This is a genomic window from Streptomyces sp. MH60, from assembly GCF_002939385.1.
GTDB lineage: Bacteria > Actinomycetota > Actinomycetes > Streptomycetales > Streptomycetaceae > Streptomyces.
In genome coordinates, this window is sequence record NZ_MULI01000009.1 from 74,543 (window position 1) to 93,697 (window position 19,155).

The window sequence follows — 19,155 nt, forward strand, 5'->3', positions numbered from 1 at the left end:
ACAGTGCGCGTTTGTGCAATTACTGCGCCCACTTGTCTGGTAATGGGCGGGTTTCGCCCCCCTCACCTTTCCTACCGGCCCCGCGTACGAGGTCCGACGGCGGTCGCGCCGTTGACGCCCGCGACGCCGACGGTGACGCGCTCCCGCTCCGCGTCGTCGTCGGCGTCCGCGGCCGCCGCGGCCTCGCCCTCGGTCCGGGTGGCGGCGGCCGCCCGGCGGCGCCGGTAGCGCGGCGGCACGAAGCCCTCGGCCCAGCGGGGGGCGCGCGGGGTGAAGCGCGGCAGCAGGAGCAGGACCAGACCGATCGCGCTGAGGAAGACGACGCCCAGCACGATCCACATCGACGCCGCGTTCACCGAGTAGGCGAGCGCGCCGAACGCGATCAGCGCCGAGAAGAAGTACATGATCAGCACCGCGCGGCTGTGCGAGTGGCCGATCTCCAGCAGGCGGTGGTGCAGGTGACCCCGGTCCGCGGCGAACGGCGACTGGCCGCGCCAGGTGCGCCGCACGATCGCCAGGATCAGGTCGGCAGCCGGGATGGCGATGATGGTCAGCGGCATCAGCAGCGGGATGTAGACCGGCACCATCTGGTGCACGGTGTTGCGCTCGGAACCGCCGAAGAGGCTGTCCGGGTCCACCTGGCCCGTGATGGAGATCGCGCTCGCCGCCAGCACCAGGCCGATCAGCATCGAGCCCGAGTCGCCCATGAAGATGCGCGCGGGATGGATGTTGTGCGGCAGGAAGCCCAGGCACATGCCCATCAGGATGGCCGCGAACAGCGAGGCGGGCGCCGCGGCCTCGATGCCGTACGAGTACCAGATCCGGTAGGCGTACATGAAGAACGCGGCCGCCGCGATGCACACCACGCCGGCCGCGAGACCGTCGAGGCCGTCCACGAAGTTGACCGCGTTGATGGTCACGACGACCAGCGCCACCGTGAGGAGCGTGCCCTGCCACTGGGTCAGCGCGACCGTGCCCACGGTCGGGATGGGCAGCCACAGGATCGTCAGACCCTGCACCACCATCACACCGGCGGCGATCATCTGACTGCCCAGCTTGATCAGGGCGTCGATCTCGAACTTGTCGTCCAGGACACCGATCAGCCAGATCAGGGCGGCGCCGGAGAGCAGCGCCCGCGGTTCGTTGGACTTCTCGAAGACCTGGTGGAGATTGGTCAGGTGGTCGGCGACCAGCAGGCCCGCGCACAGCCCGAAGAACATGGCGATCCCGCCGAGCCGCGGAGTGGGTTCCCGGTGCACGTCACGTGCCCGGATCTCCGGCATCGCTCCCGCCACGATCGCGAACTTCCGTACCGGCCCTGTCAGCAGATACGTCACCGCGGCCGTGACGCAGAGCGTCAGCAGGTATTCACGCACGGGCTTCCCCACAGGTCTCGCTGGCCATTCCCGGCCTCACAGCCTAGCGATGCAGGCATATGGATGAGGACTTCCGGGTAGCGACGATGGTTGCACGTGTGGCTGTGCACGCGTGTGCGCCTACCCTGCCTCATTCCGGATACGGGGGAAACTCCGTGACCAGATCCCGTACGTCGTCCCGCGCCGCGGCGGCGTCGGTGTCGCCCCTGAGCACCCCCGCGAGCAGCGTGGCCACCGCCCGCATCTCCCGCTCCCCCATGCCCTGCGTGGTCACCGCCGCCGTGCCCAGGCGCAGCCCGCGGGCGTCGCCGTGCGGCAGCGCGCAGCAGTCCAGGACGATCCCGGCGGCCGCCAGCCGTCCCCGTGCGGCCTTCCCGTCGACACCGAGCGGGGCGGGGTCGACGGTGAGCAGGTGGGTGTCCGTACCGCCGGTGGTGACGACCAGTCCCTCGGCGGCCAAGTGGGCCGCGAGCGTCCGCGCGTTGGCGACCACCTGGTGGGCGTACGCGGCGAAGGCGGGGGTGGCGGCCTCCCCGAAGGCGACGGCCTTGGCGGCGATGGTGTGCATCTGGGCGCCGCCCTGGGTGAAGGGGAAGACGGCCCGGTCGACCCGCTCGGACAGTTCGCTTCCGCACAGGATCATGCCGCCGCGGGGTCCGCGCAGCACCTTGTGCGTGGTGGCGCACACGATGTCGGCGTACGGCACCGGGCTGGGCGCCGCTCCCCCGGCGACCAGGCCGATCGGGTGCGCGGCGTCCGCGATGAGGTAGGCGCCCACCTCGTCGGCGATGGCGCGGAAGGCGGCGTGGTCGAGGTGGCGGGGGTAGGCGATGGAGCCGCACACGATCGCCTTGGGGCGGTGGCTGCGGGCCAGGGTGCGCACCTGGTCGTAGTCGATCAGCCCGGTCTCCGCGTCCACGCCGTAGCCGACGAAGTCGAACCAGCGGCCGGAGAAGTTCCCCGGCGAGCCGTGGGTGAGGTGGCCGCCGTACGGCAGGCCCAGGGCGAGGACGGTGTCGCCGGGGCGCAGCAGCGCGGCGTAGGCGGCCAGCACGGCGGAGGAGCCGGAGTGCGGCTGCACGTTGGCGTGCTCGGCGCCGAACAGTGCCTGGGCCCGCTCCGCGGCGAGCCGCTCGGCGACGTCGACGATCTCGCAGCCGCCGTGGTGGCGGGCGCCCGGGTAGCCCTCGGCGTACTTGTTGGCCAGCGGCGAGCCGAGGGCGGCCAGCACGGCGGGGGACGTGAAGTTCTCGGCGGCGATCAGCTGGAGGGTCGTCGACTGCCGGCGGCCTTCGGCGAAGAGGATCTCGGCCAGCTCGGGGTCCTGGCGCAGCAGGACGCCGAGCGAGCTGTCATCGGCCTCGATGATGTCGTGGGTGACCGACATGGTGCGCTCCGGGCATGCGTCGACGGTGACGTACGACCAATGTAGGCCCGCAAGCCCCACCCCGCCTCACGCCCGCACCGGAGCCCCCGTCAGCGCCTCATGACCCGAACCCTGTCCCTGACGCGCCTCACGCCCGCGCCCGAACCCCCGTCAGCGCCGTCACCACGGGGGCCCCGGTCCCTGACGCGCCCCTCGCACCGCTCGGCCCCGGCGGGCCTCCCGGGCTTCGCGACGCTGCGGCGGACTCCGTCCACCGACTCACGGGCCCGGAGACCGCCCCGCCTCACGCCCGCGCCCGAACCCCCGTCAGCGCCGTCACCACGGGGTCGAGTGCCTGGTGTATCTCCTCGCCGATCGACCGGAAGAAGGTCAGCGGGGCGCCGTACGGGTCGTACACCTCGTCCGCCTCCACCGTGGGGGCCAGGAGCCACCCGCGCAGCGCGGCGGCCGCGCGGACCAGGGCACGGGCGCGGGTGACCACGCCGTCCTCCAGGGGAGGCAGCGTCGCCGGGTCGATGGCGTTCACCAGGCGGGTGAACTCCTTCAGGGTGAAGGTGCGCAGGCCCGCCGAGTGGCCCATGGAGATGACCTGCGCCCGGTGGTCGCGGGTCGCGGTGAGCACCAGGTCGGCGCGGACCACGTGTTCGTCGAGCAGCTCGCGGCCGGTGAAGCCGGCGGGGTCGGCGCCGAAGTCCGTGAGGACCGTCTCGGCGTTCGCCTCCATGGGGGCGCCTTCGTGGCCCCAGGTGCCGGCGCTCTCCACGATCAGGCCGCCGCCCAGCACGCCGAGCCGCTCCTGCACCGCGTGCCGGGTCAGCCGCTCGGTGATGGGCGAGCGGCAGACGTTTCCGGTGCTGACGTGGAGGATGCGGAAGCTGTCGCGCGGGAGTCCGACGAACGTGGTCGTGATCTCCGCGGCGCGTTCCCCGTTGCCTATGCCACGCCCCGTCTCAGGGGCCGTCAATTCGCCACCTCGAGGTCGGGTACCACCTTGCGCAGCTCCTCCGCGGACAGCGCGCCCGCGCGCAGCAGGACGGGCACCTCGCGGGTGACGTCGACGATGGACGACGGGACGATGCCGGGCGTGGGCCCGCCGTCGAGGTAGACGGAGACGGAGTCGCCGAGCATCTGCTGGGCGGCGTCGCAGTCCTCGGGGGCCGGGTGGCCGGTCAGGTTGGCGGAGGAGACGGCCATCGGGCCGACCTCGGTGAGCAGCTCGATGGCGACGGGGTGCAGCGGCATCCGCACGGCGACCGTGCCGCGGGTCTCGCCGAGGTCCCACTGCAGCGACGGCTGGTGCTTGGCGACCAGGGTCAGCGCGCCCGGCCAGAACGCGTCGACCAGCTCCCAGGCCATCTCGGAGAAGTCCGTGACCAGGCCGTGCAGGGTGTTCGGCGAGCCGATGAGGACCGGGGAGGGCATGTTGCGGCCGCGCCCCTTGGCCTCCAGCAGGTCGCCGACGGCCTCCGCGGTGAAGGCGTCCGCGCCGATGCCGTACACGGTGTCCGTCGGCAGCACCACGAGCTCGCCACGGCGGACGGCGGACGCTGCCTCGCGCAGACCGGTCACTCGGTCGGTCGAGTCGTTGGTGTCGTATCGCCGTGCCATTTAGCGGGCCTCCTCGTACACGTACTGCGGGATCGAAGTCAGCGGGGTGCGGTCGCTCACGGCAGTGCCTTGCGGGCGGTCGCGAACCTGGGCCGGTTGTTGAGGTCGGGGTGGTCGGCCGCGTCGGCCCAGCCCCGCTCCTCGGTGAAGATCCACGGCACCTGGCCGCCCTGGGTGTCGGCGTGCTCGACGACGACCACGCCGCCGGGGCGCAGCAGCCGGTGCGCGGTGCGTTCCAGGCCGCGGATCAGGTCGAGGCCGTCCTCGCCGGAGAACAGGGCCAGCTCGGGATCGTGGTCGCGGGCCTCGGGGGCGACGTACTCCCACTCGGTGAGCGGGATGTACGGCGGGTTGGAGACGACCAGGTCGACCTGGCCGTCGAGGTCCGGGAAGGCGGTGAGGGCGTCTCCCTGGCGCAGGTCGACCCTGGACCCCTCCATGTTCTTGCGCGTCCATCTGAGGGCGTCCTCGGACAGCTCCACGGCGTGCACGCGGGAGCGCGGCACCTCCTGGGCGAGCGCGAGCGCGATGGCGCCGGAGCCGGTGCACAGGTCGACGATGCACGGTTCGACGACGTCCATGGCGCGCACCGCGTCTATGGCCCAGCCGACGACCGACTCGGTCTCGGGGCGGGGCACGAAGACGCCGGGGCCGACCTGGAGCTCCAGGTAGCGGAAGTAGGCGCGGCCGGTGATGTGCTGGAGCGGCTCGCGCGCCTCACGCCGGGCGACGACCTCCCAGTACCGGGCGTCGAACTCCGCGTCCGGCACGGTGTGCAGCTCGCCCCGCTTGACGCCGTGCAGATACGCGGCGAGTTCCTCCGCGTCGGTGCGCGGCGAGGGCACGCCGGCGTCGGCCAGCCGCTGGGTGGCCTGGGCCACCTCCATGAGCAGCAGGTTCACGCTGGTCCTCCGGGGCTGAGCTGTGGTCCGGTGCGGGTGGTGCGGCGGTGCTCAGGCGGCGGCGAGCTTGGCCGCCGAGTCCGCGTCGACGCAGGCCTGGATCACCGGGTCGAGGTCGCCGTCCAGGACCTGGTCCAGGTTGTACGCCTTGAAGCCGACGCGGTGGTCCGAGATGCGGTTCTCCGGGAAGTTGTACGTGCGGATCTTCTCGGAGCGGTCGACGGTGCGGACCTGGCTGCGCCGGGCGTCCGCGGCCTCCTTCTCCGCCTCCTCCTGCGCCGCCGCGAGCAGCCTGGAGCGCAGGATACGCATCGCCTGCTCCTTGTTCTGCAGCTGGCTCTTCTCGTTCTGGCAGGAGGCGACGACTCCGGTCGGGATGTGCGTGATGCGCACGGCGGAGTCGGTGGTGTTGACGGACTGGCCGCCGGGTCCCGACGACCGGTAGACGTCGATGCGGAGGTCGTTGGGGTTGATCTCGACGTCGATCTCCTCGGCCTCGGGGGTCACCAGGACACCCGCGGCGGAGGTGTGGATGCGGCCCTGGGACTCGGTGGCCGGCACCCGCTGCACGCGGTGCACGCCGCCCTCGTACTTCAGCCGCGCCCAGACGCCCTGGCCGGGCTCGGTGGCGCCCTGGCCGCCCTTGGTCTTCACGGCGACCTGGACGTCCTTGTAGCCGCCCAGCTCGGACTCGGTGGAGTCGATGATCTCGGTCTTCCAGCCGACCCGCTCGGCGTACCGCAGGTACATGCGCAGCAGGTCGCCGGCGAAGAGCGCCGACTCGTCGCCGCCGGCGCCGGCCTTGATCTCGAGGATGACGTCCTTGTCGTCGCTGGGGTCGCGCGGGACCAGCAGCAGGCGCAGCTTCTCGGTGAGCTCGTCGCGCTGCTTGTCCAGCTCCTTGACCTCGGCGGCGAAGTCGGGGTCGTCGGCGGCGAACTCGCGCGCGGTCTCGATGTCGTCGCCGGTCTGCTTCCAGGAGCGGAACGTGGCGACGATCGGGGTCAGCTCGGCGTACCGCTTGTTCAGCTTGCGCGCGTTGGCCTGGTCGGAGTGGACCGACGGGTCGGCGAGCTTCTTCTCCAGGTCGGCGTGCTCGGCGACGAGTTCCTCGACGGCCTCGAACATCTTGGGCTCCTGCTTACTGCTTGGGAAGGGGAAGGCGGGCGACCAAAAACGCCGGTCCCGGCGCTCCCCGGGGAGGGGATGCGGCCGTGGACCGGCGGTTGGAGGCTCGCTACTTCTTGGAGCCGGCAGCCTTGCCGAAGCGGGCCTCGAAGCGGGCCACGCGGCCACCGGTGTCGAGGATCTTCTGCTTGCCCGTGTAGAACGGGTGGCACTCGGAGCAGACCTCGGCCCGGATGGTGCCGGACTCGATGGTGCTACGGGTGGTGAACGACGCGCCACAGGTGCAGCTGACCTGCGTCTCGACGTACTCGGGGTGGATGTCGCGCTTCAAGGTGTCTCCTACTGTTCCGGGAGGGCGCCGGGTCGCAGCCGCGGGATGCGGAAGCGTGAACCGGAGCCGACGTACCAGTCTGCCAGGACTGGCGTCATCCCCCAAAACCGGGGGGCGGCGTGAACTATTCCCCGGTGTTGACGACGCCCTTGGCCTCGCCGGTGGCCGTGCCCTCCGTGGCCGACTCCGGGATCGGGCGGTCGTTCCGCAGGGCCGTCCAGACCTGCTGGGCCTTGTCCTTCTCGACCAGGACGCGGTTGGCGTCGGCGGGGTCGTAGATCACCGGCATGGTGGCCATGTGCATCTTGTCCGGGCCGATGCCCTTCAGACCGCTCGCGAAGGACATCAGGGAGTTCACCGAGCCCAGGTCGGAGTCGGTGGTGACGGTCTTGGTGGCGGTGTCGGCGATGTCGTACAGCTTCTTGGGGTTGCCGAGCAGGCCGATGTCCTTGACCTGGTGGACGAGGGCCTTGACGAAGGCCTGCTGGAGCTGGATGCGGCCGAGGTCCGAGCCGTCGCCGACGCCGTGCCGGGTGCGGACCAGGCCGAGGGCCTGCTCGCCGTCGAGCCGGTGGGTGCCGGCCGTGAGGTCGAGGTGGCTGTCGGGGTCCTTGATGTCCGCGGTGGTGGTGACCTGGACGCCGCCGAGGTCGTCGATGAGGTTCTGGAAGCCGCTGAAGTCGACCTCCAGGTAGTGGTCCATGCGCAGGCCGCTCATCGACTCGACGGTCTTGACGGCGCAGGCGGCGCCGCCGGTGGAGTAGGCGGAGTTGAACATCACGCCGTCGGCGGCGGGGTGCTCGGCGCCGTCGGTGTCGGTGCAGTCGGGCCGGTCGATGAGGGTGTCGCGCGGGATGGAGACCACGCTGGCCTTCTTGTGGCCCTTGTAGACGTGCACGATCATCGCCGTGTCCGAGCGGGCGGTGCCGTCGTCGGTGCCGCCGCCGAGCTTCTTGTTGCCGCCGGAGCGGGTGTCGGAGCCCAGGACCAGGATGTTCTCCGAGCCGTTGTCGGCCTTCTCGGGCCGGTCGGCGCCGAGCGCCTGGTCGATGTCGACGCTCGTGAGGTTGCCGTTGAGCTTGAAGTACAGGACTCCGGCTCCGGTGCCGCCCAGGACCACGATGCCCGCGGCGCTCCAGGCCGCGACGAGCAGGGCCTTGCGCCGCTTGGCCGTGGGCTTGCGGCGGCGGCCCTTGCCCCGGCGGCCGTGGCCGGGGGCGGGGGACTGGCCGGGGCCGGGTATCGCGGGATCCGGCGTGCTCTCGGCGGACATGGGCTCCTCGGTGTTCGTCCGGTCGGTTACCCCCTGCGCTCAGGGTCGGGTCGGTCGGCTCCGCGGATTCGGCGCCGGTACCTCACCATGGTCCCTCCGTAGCTCAGACGGCGGAACTCGGGACAGGGTTGCACAACGGTCTGTGGCGACCCGGTGGGGAAACGGTGACGGAGCGTGTTCGGCGCGCCGGGGCTCGCTGCGCTGACCTGGGAATCCGCGTCCACCGGTCCGGCCCCGCCGGGGCACCGGCCGGGCCGCGGCGTGTGGTGAAGCTCGCAGCCCGGGGCCCGGTGAACGGCGAGGGGGCCGCCCCCCGGAGTGGAGGCGGCCCCGCGGGGATCGTTCGCTCAGCCGAAGAGGTTGAACGCGTTCCAGCCGCCGCCGACCCGGACCCGGGCCTTGAACGTGGCCGTGCCCGACTTGCCGGTGCCCTTGTACAGCCACATCACACCGGAGCTGTCGCGGGCCAGCAGGTCGGGCCTGCCGTCCCCGGTGATGTCACCGGCGGTGGCGAGGGCGCCGTAGGCGTTCCAGCCGCCGCCGACCCTGACCCGGCTGCCGAGCGCCGGCGCGGCCTTCCCGGTGCCCGGGTACAGCCACAGGACGCCCGAGCCGTCCCGCGCCAGCAGGTCGGGCCTGCCGTCGCGGTTGTAGTCGCCCTTGCCGGTGATCGTGTACGCGCCCCAGCCGCCGCCGATCCGGACGCGGCTGCCGAAGGTGCCGTCGCCCTTGCCGGGGTAGAGCCACAGGACGCCGTCCTTGTCCTTGGCGACCAGGTCGGGCAGCGCGTCGCCGGAGAGGTCGCCCGGGACGCGGAGGTCCTTCATCGCGTTCCAGCCGCCGCCGACCCGGATCGACTCGTAGCTGTCGACCCCGTCGAAGGCGAGGGTGTACAGCACGCCGTCCGAGGCGCGGTACACGTAGTCCTGGTAGAAGTCGCGGTCCAGGTCTCCCTGGCGCACCAGGTTCACCCCGCCCCAGTCGCCGAGCGAGAGGCGGTTGGCCAGGTAGGGCGCTCCGTCGCCGACGGAGTAGTACTCGTACGCCTCCCCGCCGGGGGTGCGTGCGAACAGGTCCGCCAGGCCGTCGAAGTCGAGGTCGGAGTCGTCGACGCGGGAGTTGACCTCGCCGACGTAGGAGCTGACCTTGGCGTAGACGGCGTAGGCGCCCGAGGCGACGCAGTCCTCGACGCCCCAGGACACCACACCGGCGATCCGGCCGTTGACCACGAGCGGGCCGCCGGAGTCGCCGTTGCACGGGGAGACCGTACCGGCGTCCTGGCCGGCGGCCGGGTCACCGGCGCAGGCCATCTGGCCGGGCGCGAAGTCGGAGCCCCAGTACGAGGTGCAGGAGGCGTCCGAGCGCATCGGCACGGTCGCCTTCCTCAGCGTCGGCGAGATCTCCTGGCTGGTGGAGCTGGTGCGCCCCCAGCCGTACACCGTCGCCGGGGTCCCGTTGGCGTAGGAGGCGGTGTCGCCGCTCGTCGTGGGCCGCAGGGTCTTGTACGGCAGCGCCTCGGTCAGCGTGAGCACCGCCAGGTCACCGCCCGAGGTGCTGCTCGGCCGGTACGTGGGATTGACCCACTGGCGCCATACCCCGGCGGGCCGGCCGCCGTGCAGGCCCGTGTCGTCGGGCAGTTGGGCGGTGCCGGCGACGATGGTTCCGTGTTCCGTCCAGTCCAGGCCGTACACGCAGTGCGCGGCGGTCAGGACCTTCGCCGGGGCCACCAGGGTGCCGCCGCAGAAGTAGCCCTCGTCGTCGGCGGGGTCGTCGTTGCCCTTGTCGTCGTAGTAGTGCAGCTGCACCATCCACGGCGCCTCGGAGATCGACGCGTCCTTGCCGCCGATGATCTTCGGGTCGACCCGGCCGGACGGGGCCCCGGCGCTCGGACCGGCCTCCGGCTGCGCGCCGGGAGCGGTCGCGGTGCCGTTCCTGAGGGCGGCCCCGGAGTCCTGGGCGCGCTGCGTCAGCTCGGCGTGGGACGCGGCGGCGGGTCGTTCGGTGACGGCCGGCCGGGGCGGGACGGGGGTCCCGCCGGACGCCTGGGCGGGGACGGCCGCGAGGACCGCGCCCGACAGGGCGAGTGCGGCGGTGGCCGCGGGAAGAGCCAGGCGGGCTCTTCGAGGGGTAGATGTCACTCAGGTCTCCTGTCGCGGTAGACGCAGGCAGGAGAGAACAGCCCCTGGGTGCGGGCCCGTGAAGGCAGCACTGATCACCCTGTGGGCGTATCCGAAAATACGTTCCCCCCCACTGCGGTGCGCTGATCCTACAAGCCCGGCAAGCCGGAAGTCCCGCCCCGTCACCGGTGTGACGAAGCGGGACTTCCGTACGGCTGTCGGGCCGGTGACTCAGTCGCCGTTGCCGGGCGTCGGAGTCGTCTTCTGGATCTGCATCAGGAACTCGGCGTTCGACTTCGTCTGCTTCATCTTGTCGAGGAGCAGCTCGATCGCCTGCTGCTGGTCCAGGGCGTGCAGCACCCGGCGCAGCTTCCAGGTGATGGCGAGCTCGTCGCTGCCGAGCAGGATCTCTTCCTTACGGGTACCGGACGCGTCCACGTCCACCGCGGGGAAGATGCGCTTGTCGGCGAGCTTCCGGTCGAGCTTGAGCTCGGCGTTGCCGGTGCCCTTGAACTCCTCGAAGATGACCTCGTCCATGCGGGACCCGGTGTCCACCAGGGCGGTGGCGAGGATGGTCAGCGAACCGCCGTCCTCGATGTTGCGGGCCGCACCGAAGAAGCGCTTCGGCGGGTACAGGGCGGTCGAGTCGACACCACCGGACAGGATGCGGCCGGAGGCCGGGGCGGCGAGGTTGTACGCACGGCCCAGACGCGTGATCGAGTCGAGCAGCACGACGACGTCGTGACCCAGCTCCACCAGGCGCTTGGCGCGCTCGATGGCCAGCTCGGCGACCGTGGTGTGGTCCTCGGCCGGGCGGTCGAAGGTCGAGGAGATGACCTCGCCCTTCACCGACCGCTGCATGTCGGTGACCTCTTCCGGACGCTCGTCGACCAGGACGACCATCAGGTGGCACTCGGGGTTGTTGTGCGTGATCGCGTTGGCGATCGCCTGCATGATCATGGTCTTGCCGGTCTTCGGCGGGGCCACGATCAGACCGCGCTGGCCCTTACCGATCGGTGCGACCAGGTCGATGATGCGGGTGGTGAGGACGCCCGGGTCCGTCTCCAGACGGAGGCGGTCCTGCGGGTACAGCGGCGTCAGCTTGTTGAACTCCGGGCGCCCGCGCCCGGATTCGGGCGCCATGCCGTTCTGCGAGTCCAGGCGGACCAGCGCGTTGAACTTCTCGCGGCGCTCGCCGTCCTTGGGCTGGCGCACGGCACCGGTGATGTGGTCGCCCTTGCGCAGGCCGTTCTTGCGGACCTGGGCGAGGGAGACGTACACGTCGTTGGGGCCGGGCAGGTAGCCGGAGGTCCGGATGAACGCGTAGTTGTCGAGGATGTCGAGGATGCCGGCGACCGGGATGAGGACGTCGTCCTCGTTGATCTGCGGCTCCTGGATCTCGTCGCGCCCGCGACGGCCCCGGCGGTCCCGGTAGCGGCCGCGACGGCCGCGACGGCCGCTGCCGTCGTCGTCGTAGCCGTCGTCGTGCTGCTGCTGGCGGTCCTGGCGTCCGCCGCCGCCCTGCTGCTGACGGTCCTGGCGGCCGCCGCCCTGGTTCTGCTGGTCGTCGCCCTTGCTGCGCCGGTCGCGGCCGCCGCGGTCGCCACGGTCACTGCGGTCGCCACGGTCACCGCGGTCGCCTCGGTCACGGCGGTCGCGACGACGGCCCTCGCCGCCCTCGCCGTCGGAACGGGCGTCGCCCTGGCCCTGGTGGCCCTGCGTCTGCTGCTGCGCGGCCGAGGCGTCGGCCTTCGGCTCGGCGCGGGTCTCGACGGCCACCGTGTCGGTGCCGCCGGACGGGCTGCCCGCGTCGGCGGTGGCCCGGCGACGACGGCGCTCGGAGGGGGCCTCGTCGGCGGGGGCGGCCTGCTCGGCCGAGGCGTTGACCTTGGGGGACGGCTGACCGGGGATGTCGATCTGCTGCTGGGCGGCCTTGTCGGCGGCCGCCTTGTCCGCCTTCTTGTCGGCCTTGCCGGCCTTCTCCGCCTTCTCGGCGGGTGCCTCGTCGCCCGTACGGGTCCGGGAGGTGCTGCGGCGCTTCGGCTTGGTCTCGCCCGCGGTGTCCGCGGCGGGCGCGGCCTTGGCGGGGGCTCCCCCCGCGGCCTGCGCCTCCTTGATGACCTCGATCAGCTGGCTCTTGCGCATACGCGCGGTGCCCCTGATGCCGAGGCCGGATGCGACCTGCTGCAGCTCGGCCAGCACCATGCCGTCGAGGCCGGTACCGCGGCGCCGCCGGGAGCCGGCACCGGTGGCAGGCGCGGAGGCGTCCGTGGCGGGCGCGGCAGCGGTCTCCTCGACACGTGCGCCCATCAGATCGGTGGTGTCGCTCACGAAGGGTCCTTCCCTGGAGCGGACGTCGGCCTGTCTGGCTCGGCGACCGGTTGTGCTGTCCGACTTCGGTCCTTGCTGTGCGAACCGTGCCGGGGCGGTGGTCCGCCTGAACGGCGGAAGAGATATCTGGTGATGGCGCTTCCCCTAGCCGTGGCACCCGGTGTCTGTGTCAGGCGGCGTGGTCGCACCGGTTCCGAAACTCCCCCAGAGGGGGTAACCCCCTCTGACGGGCCGCTCAATGCCCGTGATGGCCGTACTGATCACGTACGACATCCACTGCACAATGCGGCTTGGGGGGCTCCCGGAAGAATGTCTGTCCCGGACGGGGACACGAGGCACCTCGCCATGGTGGGGTCGGGTGCAGACTTGAGGTTAACACTACCGGATCCAACAAACATTCCCCCTCTCGAAATCCGGCAACCGTCCGCGTCAGGTGTCACTGGCGGTCGCCAGGGGCAGGACGATCGCGCCCTGCTGGTCCAGGCCGAGCCGGTTGGCCGCCCAGTCCGTTCCGGCCAGCGCCTCGACCTTGTCGGCCGTGTCGGCGTCGGCCAGTGCCATCACCGTGGGTCCGGCACCCGAGATCACCGCGGGGATGCCGTCACCACGCAGCCGTTCCACCAGCGCCGCGCTCTCCGGCATGGCCGGCGCGCGGTACTCCTGGTGCAGGCGGTCCTCGGTGGCCGGCAGCAGCAGCTCGGGGCGCCGGGTGAGGGCCTCGACGAGCAGCGCGGCACGGCCGGCGTTGGCGGCGGCGTCGACGTGCGGGACGCTGCGCGGGAGCAGTCCGCGCGCGGTCTGGGTCAGGACCGGCTTCCCGGGCACGAAAACCACCGGAACGATGGAATCGGCGGGCTCCATCCTGATGGCCCGGGCGGCGCCGGACTCCATCCAGGACAGGGTGAAACCGCCCAGCAGACAGGCCGCCACGTTGTCGGGGTGGCCCTCGATCTCGGTGGCGAGGTCGAGCAGCGCGGCGTCGTCGAGGCGGGCCTCGCCGCCTATGGTCACCGCGCGGGCGGCGACGATGCCGGCGCAGATGGCGGCGGAGGAGGAACCGAGACCGCGGCCGTGCGGGATGCGGTTGGCGCAGACGATCTCCAGGCCGCGCGGCTGTCCGCCGAGCAGGTCGAAGGCGGTACGCAGGGAGCGGACGAGGAGGTGCTTCTCGTCGCGCGGGAGGGTCTCGCTGCCCTCACCGGCGATGTCGACGTGCAGCCCGGAGTCGGCCACCCGGACGACCACGTCGTCGTAGAGACCCAGCGCGAGGCCGAGGGCGTCGAAGCCCGGACCGAGATTGGCGCTGGTGGCGGGGACGCGCACCCTGACGGCGGCGGCGCGGAAGGCTGGACCGGCCATCGCTCGATGACTCTCCTTGAGCTGCGTGACTGTCGAGAACTGGCGTGAGTGTCGAGTGACATTCGATGACGACGACGTACCGAACCCTGGGCGCGACGCGGGGACGGCGCGGCACCGCGGCATATGCGGCAGGCGGGTTAGGTACAGCCTATCGAAGGAAGGTTCTGTGGCGACATAGGGCGCACAGGAGGCGCACGATGCGTGTCGTAAGCCCCCTGTGCACCCCCTGTCGGTGGCATTCCCGGCCGGGCGTCGCTTACGCCCTCTTACGCCGGTCGCGTCGCACAGGTACGGCGCTCGGACCGGGCCGAACCGCTCAGACCAGGCCGAGCCGCTCGGCCGCGGTCGCCGCGTCGACCGGGACGGTGACCGGCTGCGGGGCACCGGCGACGGCCCAGTCCGGGTCCTTCAGCCCGTTGCCGGTGACGGTGCACACGATGCGCTGCCCCGGGTCGACCTTGCCCTGCTCGGCGGCCTTGAGCAGACCGGCCACCGACGCGGCGGACGCGGGCTCCACGAAGACGCCCTCCTGGGAGGCCAACAGCCGGTAGGCACGCAGGATCTCACGGTCCGTCACCTCGTCGATGGCGCCGCCCGACTCGTCCCGCGCGGCGAGCGCGAAGTCCCACGAGGCGGGGTTGCCGATCCGGATGGCGGTGGCGATGGTCGACGGGTCCTTGACGACCTCGCCGCGCACGATCGGGGCGCTGCCGGAGGCCTGGAACCCCCACATGCGGGGCCGCTTCGTGCTGACCTTGTCGGCGGCGTACTCCTGGTACCCCTTCCAGTACGCGGTGATGTTGCCCGCGTTGCCCACCGGCAGGACGTGGATGTCGGGCGCGTCGCCGAGCATGTCCACGATCTCGAAGGCGGCCGTCTTCTGCCCCTCGATGCGCACCGGGTTGACCGAATTGACCAGTGCCACCGGATAGTTGTCGCTGAGCGCGCGGGCCAGCGTGAGGCAGTCGTCGAAGTTGCCGTCGACCTGGAGGATCTTCGCGCCGTGCACGAGGGCCTGGCCCATCTTGCCGAGCGCGATCTTGCCCTGCGGCACGAGCACGGCGGAGACCATGCCCGCGCGCACGCCGTAGGCGGCGGCGGAGGCGGAGGTGTTGCCGGTGGAGGCGCAGATGACGGCCTGCGCGCCCTCCTCCTTCGCCTTGCTGATGGCCATGGTCATGCCGCGGTCCTTGAAGGACCCGGTCGGGTTCGCCCCCTCGACCTTGAGGTGGACCTCGCAGCCCGTGCGCTCGGAGAGCACCTGCGCGGGCACGAGCGGGGTGCCGCCCTCACGGAGCGTCACGACGGGCGTGCTGTCGGAGACGGGCAGCCGGTCCCGGTACTCCTCGATGATTCCGCGCCACTGGTGGGTCATTGCTGGTTACTCTCCTTCAACCCGCATGATGCTGGCGACACCCCGCACGGTGTCGAGCTTGCGCAGCGCCTCGACCGTACCGCCGAGGGCGGCGTCGGACGCGCGATGGGTGACGACGACGAGGGATGCCTCGCCGTCCTTGCCGGACTGCCGCACGGTGTCGATGGAGACACCGTGCTCCGCGAACACGGTCGCGACCTGGGCGAGCACGCCCGGTTTGTCGGCCACGTCGAGGCTGATGTGGTAGCGCGTGACGACGTCGCCCATCGGGGAGACGGGCAGCGCCGCGTACGCGGACTCGCCGGGTCCGGTGGCGCCGCCGATCCGGTTGCGGCACACGGCGACGAGGTCGCCCAGCACGGCGGATGCGGTCGGCGAGCCGCCGGCGCCGGGCCCGTAGAACATGAGCTGTCCGGCGGCCTCGGACTCCACGAACACGGCGTTGTACGCCTCGCGCACGTTGGCCAGCGGGTGGCTGAGCGGGATCATCGCGGGATGCACGCGCGCGGTGACCGATCCTCCGTCCGCCGCCCGCTCGCAGATGGCGAGCAGCTTGATGGTGCAGCCCATCTCCCTGGCGGAGGCGAAGTCGGCCGCGGTGACCTCGGTCATGCCCTCGCGGTAGACGTCGTCGAGGCGCACGCGCGTGTGGAAGGCGATCCCGGCGAGGATGGCGGCCTTGGCGGCGGCGTCGAAGCCCTCGACGTCGGCGGTCGGGTCGGCCTCCGCGTATCCGAGGGCGGTGGCCTCGTCGAGGGCCTCCTGATAACCCGCCCCGGTGGTGTCCATGGCGTCGAGGATGAAGTTGGTCGTCCCGTTCACGATGCCCAGCACCCGGTTGACCTTGTCGCCGGCGAGGGACTCGCGCAGCGGCCGGATCAGCGGGATGGCACCGGCGACGGCGGCCTCGTAGTACAGGTCCCTGCCGTGCTCGTCGGCGGCGGCGTGCAGGGCTGCGCCGTCCTGGGCGATGAGCGCCTTGTTGGCGGAGACCACGGAAGCACCGTGCGCGAAGGCGGTGGTGATGAGCGTCCGCGCGGGCTCGATCCCGCCGATGACCTCGACGACGACGTCGATGTCCCCCCGCTTGACGAGGGCGGTGGCGTCGGTGGTCACGAGGGCCGGGTCGATGCCCTCGCGCACCTTGTCGGGCCGCCGTACGGCGACACCCGCGAGCTCTACCGGGGCCCCGATCCGGGCGGCGAGGTCGGCGGCGTGCGTCGTCATGATGCGCGCCACCTCTGAGCCGACCACTCCACAGCCCAGCAGCGCCACCTTCAGCGGACGCGTACGCATCATCCGACCTCGTTTCCTCTTACCGTCTACGGTGGGACCAGTCTCACGCACCGGACGGGATTTTCTGCCTTTCGTCCGGATCGTGAGACGTTTATTTCATTTTCGGAGGGGTCGCGGGCCGGAAGATCTTCGCCCGCTCCCTCCTCCGGCGGGGGCTCCTCCGCCGCGGGGCGTCACCCGACGTCGAGCCGCAGCAGATCCTCCTCGGTCTCCCGCCGCACGATGACCCGCGCCGCACCGTCCCGCACGGAGACGACCGGCGGACGCAGCGCGTGGTTGTAGTTGCTGGCCATGGAGCGGCAGTACGCCCCCGTCGCCGGTACGGCGACCAGGTCACCGGGGGCCAGGTCCCCCGGCAGGAAGGCGTCCTTGACCACGATGTCCCCGCTCTCGCAGTGCTTGCCCACGACGCGCACGAGCATCGGCTCGGCGTCCGAGGTGCGGGAGACGAGGGCGACGCTGTACTCGGCGTCGTAGAGCGCGGTGCGGATGTTGTCCGACATCCCGCCGTCCACGGAGACGTAGGTCCGCAGCCCGTCGAGCGGCTTGACGGTGCCGACCTCGTACAGCGTGAAGGCGGTGGGCCCGACGATGGCCCGGCCGGGCTCGACGGAGATGCGGGGGGTGGCGAGCCGGGCGGACTCACACTCCCTCGTCACGATCTCGGTGAGCGCCTTGGCGATCTCGTGCGGCTCGCGGGGGTCGTCGTCACTGGTGTACGCGATCCCGAGCCCGCCCCCGAGGTCGATCTCGGGCAGTTCGACCCCGTGCTCGTCCCGGATGTCCTTGAGCAGCCCCACGACCCGGTGCGCGGCGACCTCGAACCCCGACATGTCGAAGATCTGCGACCCGATGTGCGAGTGGATCCCGATCACCTCGAGCCCGTCGAGCGTCAGGGCCCGCCGCACGGCTTCGGCGGCCTGCCCGCCGGCCAGCGGAATCCCGAACTTCTGGTCCTCGTGGGCGGTGGCGATGAACTCGTGCGTGTGCGCCTCGACCCCGACGGTGATGCGGATCTGCACCCGCTGCCGCTTGCCGAGTGACTGGGCGATGTGCGCGACCCGCACGATCTCCTGGAAGGAGTCGAGCACGATCCGCCCGACCCCGGCGCGGACGGCGCGCTCGATCTCCTCCGGCGACTTGTTGTTGCCGTGGAAGGCGATCCGCTCGGCGGGCATCCCCGCGGCGAGCGCGGTGGCCAGCTCGCCCCCGGAACACACGTCGAGGTTGAGCCCTTCTTCGTGCAGCCACCGCACGACGGCACGCGACAGGAACGCCTTCCCCGCGTAGAAGACGTCGGCGTCGGCCCCGAAGGCGGTGCGCCAGGCCCGCGCCCGGTCCCGGAAGTCGGCCTCGTCGAGGATGTAGGCGGGCGTGCCGTACTCCTCGGCGAGCTGGGTGACGGGCAGTCCGCCGACGGTGACGACACCGTCCGCGTCCCGCCCCACGGTGTGGGCCCAGACCTTGGGATCGAGGGCGTTCAGGTCCTCCGCCGGGGCGGTGTAATGCCCCTCGGGCAGGACATCGGCGTGACGGGGCCCGGCGGGGTGTGCGGAACGGCTCATGGCGTCTTCGGTGCTCTCTCAGAGGTGGTCGGGTGCGTCGATGCCGAGGAGGGCCAGGCCGCCGGCCAGCACCGCCCCGACGGCTTCGGCGAGCGCCAGCCGGGCACGGTGGGCGGCCGAGGGTTTCTCCCCGCCGCGCGGCAGCACGGTGGGCAGGAACGGCAGCGCGGCGTCGGCGACGGTGACGAGATGCCGGGCGAGCCGGTCGGGGGCGCGGTGGTCCGCGGCGGCGGCGAGGACACGGGGGTGGTCGGCGAGAGCGGCGAGGAGATCCTGCTCGGTGCTCGCGCCGAGGGGGCCCGGTGCGGCGGTGAACCCGAGATCGGCGGCGTTGCGGCCGGCGGCACGGGCGCGGGCGTGGGCGTACCGCACGCGGAAGAGGGGGTTGCTCTCACGCTGGACGAGGTGCTCGTCGCCGGCCTGGGGCCGGTCGTGGGCCGCGGGATGGAGCAGGGCCCAGCGTCCGGCGTCACGGCCGAGGGACATCGGGTCGGCGGACTCGGGGGCGGGGACGGGTCGGACGGTGACGGGCAGCTCGGCGGGGGCGTGGCCGACGGCGTCGACTCGGACCCCGAGGGCGGAGGTCCAGGCGTCCTCGAACCCCTCGGCGGTCACCCGCACCAGCGCCCCCTGCGAGCGCAGCAGCCGCGCGGAGGCTTCGGCCACGACGACGGCACGCAGGTCGTGCGGACAGTGCAGCTGCACGACACGCCCGTCGGCGTGGTCGGCGTACCCGTACCGCTCCCCGCGGCGCAGGACCTCGCCGACGACTCCGACGGCGGAAGCGGCACCGTCGAGACTGATGTTGAGGAACCCCGGCCCGGTGAGGACGACGTCGGTGATCCCGTCGGCCCCGAGGAGGTGGGGCCGCAGCACCTCGGCGACCTTCAGGGGCGGCTGCCCGGCCGGCCGGGCCAGCTGGAGGGCGATGCCGGTGGCATAGTCCCCGCACCCTCCGGGCCCCGGCGGCGTGACCACGGCACGCGTCGGCACGGCCACGCTCAGCTCCCCCGCGTCGACGGCGCGCCGCACCGCGTGCAGCACGGTGCGGGAGAGTTCGACGGGGGTCACGGGACAAGCGTAGGGGAGGAGGGGGGTGGGGAGGCG

General features: G+C 71.9%; 15 protein-coding genes. All 15 read right to left on the reverse strand.

Annotation, left to right across the window (positions count from 1 at the left end; translation table 11 throughout):
* Positions 1 to 71: 71 nt before the first annotated feature.
* Positions 72 to 1,376 carry an MraY family glycosyltransferase gene (locus BZZ08_RS09340; RefSeq protein WP_104631754.1) on the reverse strand — a complete coding sequence of 435 codons (1,305 nt, stop codon included), beginning with the start codon at positions 1,374 to 1,376 and terminating at the stop codon, positions 72 to 74.
* Between the two features lie 130 nt (positions 1,377 to 1,506).
* Positions 1,507 to 2,763 (reverse strand): serine hydroxymethyltransferase, encoded by a 1,257-nt coding sequence (locus tag BZZ08_RS09345; RefSeq protein ID WP_104631693.1) that lies wholly within the window; start codon positions 2,761 to 2,763, stop codon positions 1,507 to 1,509.
* A gap of 283 nt (positions 2,764 to 3,046) precedes the next feature.
* A complete protein-coding gene (locus BZZ08_RS09350; protein ID WP_104631694.1) occupies positions 3,047 to 3,727 on the reverse strand; it encodes an arsenate reductase/protein-tyrosine-phosphatase family protein in 681 nt (226 codons plus the stop codon).
* On the reverse strand, positions 3,724 to 4,371 hold the full coding sequence (locus BZZ08_RS09355; protein WP_104631695.1) for an L-threonylcarbamoyladenylate synthase: 648 nt from the start codon (positions 4,369 to 4,371) through the stop codon (positions 3,724 to 3,726). Before BZZ08_RS09355 ends, BZZ08_RS09350 begins: the two co-directional genes overlap by 4 nt.
* Positions 4,372 to 4,427: 56 nt before the next feature.
* Entirely contained in the window at positions 4,428 to 5,273 is an 846-nt protein-coding gene (gene prmC, locus BZZ08_RS09360; RefSeq protein WP_104631696.1) for a peptide chain release factor N(5)-glutamine methyltransferase, read from the reverse strand.
* Positions 5,274 to 5,324: 51 nt separating this feature from the next.
* Positions 5,325 to 6,401, reverse strand: a complete 1,077-nt coding sequence (prfA, locus tag BZZ08_RS09365; protein ID WP_104631697.1) for a peptide chain release factor 1 — start codon at positions 6,399 to 6,401, stop codon at positions 5,325 to 5,327.
* 109 nt (positions 6,402 to 6,510) lie between these two features.
* A complete protein-coding gene (rpmE, locus tag BZZ08_RS09370) occupies positions 6,511 to 6,732 on the reverse strand; it encodes a 50S ribosomal protein L31 (protein ID WP_015657814.1) in 222 nt (73 codons plus the stop codon).
* 124 nt (positions 6,733 to 6,856) lie between these two features.
* Positions 6,857 to 8,005, reverse strand: a complete 1,149-nt coding sequence (locus BZZ08_RS09375) for an LCP family protein (RefSeq protein ID WP_104631698.1) — start codon at positions 8,003 to 8,005, stop codon at positions 6,857 to 6,859.
* 347 nt (positions 8,006 to 8,352) lie between these two features.
* Positions 8,353 to 10,143: a trypsin-like serine protease gene (locus tag BZZ08_RS09380; RefSeq protein WP_104631699.1), complete on the reverse strand. Its 1,791-nt coding sequence runs from the start codon at positions 10,141 to 10,143 to the stop codon at positions 8,353 to 8,355.
* A gap of 210 nt (positions 10,144 to 10,353) precedes the next feature.
* Entirely contained in the window at positions 10,354 to 12,453 is a 2,100-nt protein-coding gene (gene rho, locus BZZ08_RS09385) for a transcription termination factor Rho (RefSeq protein WP_104631700.1), read from the reverse strand.
* A 429-nt stretch (positions 12,454 to 12,882) separates the two neighbouring features.
* Complete coding sequence (thrB, locus tag BZZ08_RS09390) at positions 12,883 to 13,812, reverse strand: homoserine kinase (RefSeq protein ID WP_104631701.1); 930 nt, start codon at positions 13,810 to 13,812, stop codon at positions 12,883 to 12,885.
* A gap of 316 nt (positions 13,813 to 14,128) precedes the next feature.
* On the reverse strand, positions 14,129 to 15,187 hold the full coding sequence (gene thrC, locus BZZ08_RS09395) for a threonine synthase (RefSeq protein WP_059301448.1): 1,059 nt from the start codon (positions 15,185 to 15,187) through the stop codon (positions 14,129 to 14,131).
* Between the two features lie 6 nt (positions 15,188 to 15,193).
* Positions 15,194 to 16,486, reverse strand: a complete 1,293-nt coding sequence (locus BZZ08_RS09400; RefSeq protein ID WP_198601373.1) for a homoserine dehydrogenase — start codon at positions 16,484 to 16,486, stop codon at positions 15,194 to 15,196.
* Positions 16,487 to 16,656: 170 nt separating this feature from the next.
* Positions 16,657 to 18,048, reverse strand: a complete 1,392-nt coding sequence (lysA, locus tag BZZ08_RS09405; protein WP_104631702.1) for a diaminopimelate decarboxylase — start codon at positions 18,046 to 18,048, stop codon at positions 16,657 to 16,659.
* A gap of 18 nt (positions 18,049 to 18,066) precedes the next feature.
* Complete coding sequence (gene nrtL, locus BZZ08_RS09410; RefSeq protein ID WP_104631703.1) at positions 18,067 to 19,119, reverse strand: ArgS-related anticodon-binding protein NrtL; 1,053 nt, start codon at positions 19,117 to 19,119, stop codon at positions 18,067 to 18,069.
* Positions 19,120 to 19,155: the final 36 nt, after the last annotated feature.

Coding starts and splice junctions, on each gene's coding strand:
- BZZ08_RS09345 (WP_104631693.1), bottom strand. CDS start 2,763: ATGTCGGTCACCCACGACATCATCGAGGCCGATGACAGCTCGCTCGGC.
- BZZ08_RS09355 (WP_104631695.1), bottom strand. CDS start 4,371: ATGGCACGGCGATACGACACCAACGACTCGACCGACCGAGTGACCGGT.
- prfA (WP_104631697.1), bottom strand. CDS start 6,401: ATGTTCGAGGCCGTCGAGGAACTCGTCGCCGAGCACGCCGACCTGGAG.
- BZZ08_RS09375 (WP_104631698.1), bottom strand. CDS start 8,005: ATGTCCGCCGAGAGCACGCCGGATCCCGCGATACCCGGCCCCGGCCAG.
- thrB (WP_104631701.1), bottom strand. CDS start 13,812: ATGGCCGGTCCAGCCTTCCGCGCCGCCGCCGTCAGGGTGCGCGTCCCC.
- thrC (WP_059301448.1), bottom strand. CDS start 15,187: ATGACCCACCAGTGGCGCGGAATCATCGAGGAGTACCGGGACCGGCTG.
- BZZ08_RS09400 (WP_198601373.1), bottom strand. CDS start 16,486: ATGATGCGTACGCGTCCGCTGAAGGTGGCGCTGCTGGGCTGTGGAGTG.
- lysA (WP_104631702.1), bottom strand. CDS start 18,048: ATGAGCCGTTCCGCACACCCCGCCGGGCCCCGTCACGCCGATGTCCTG.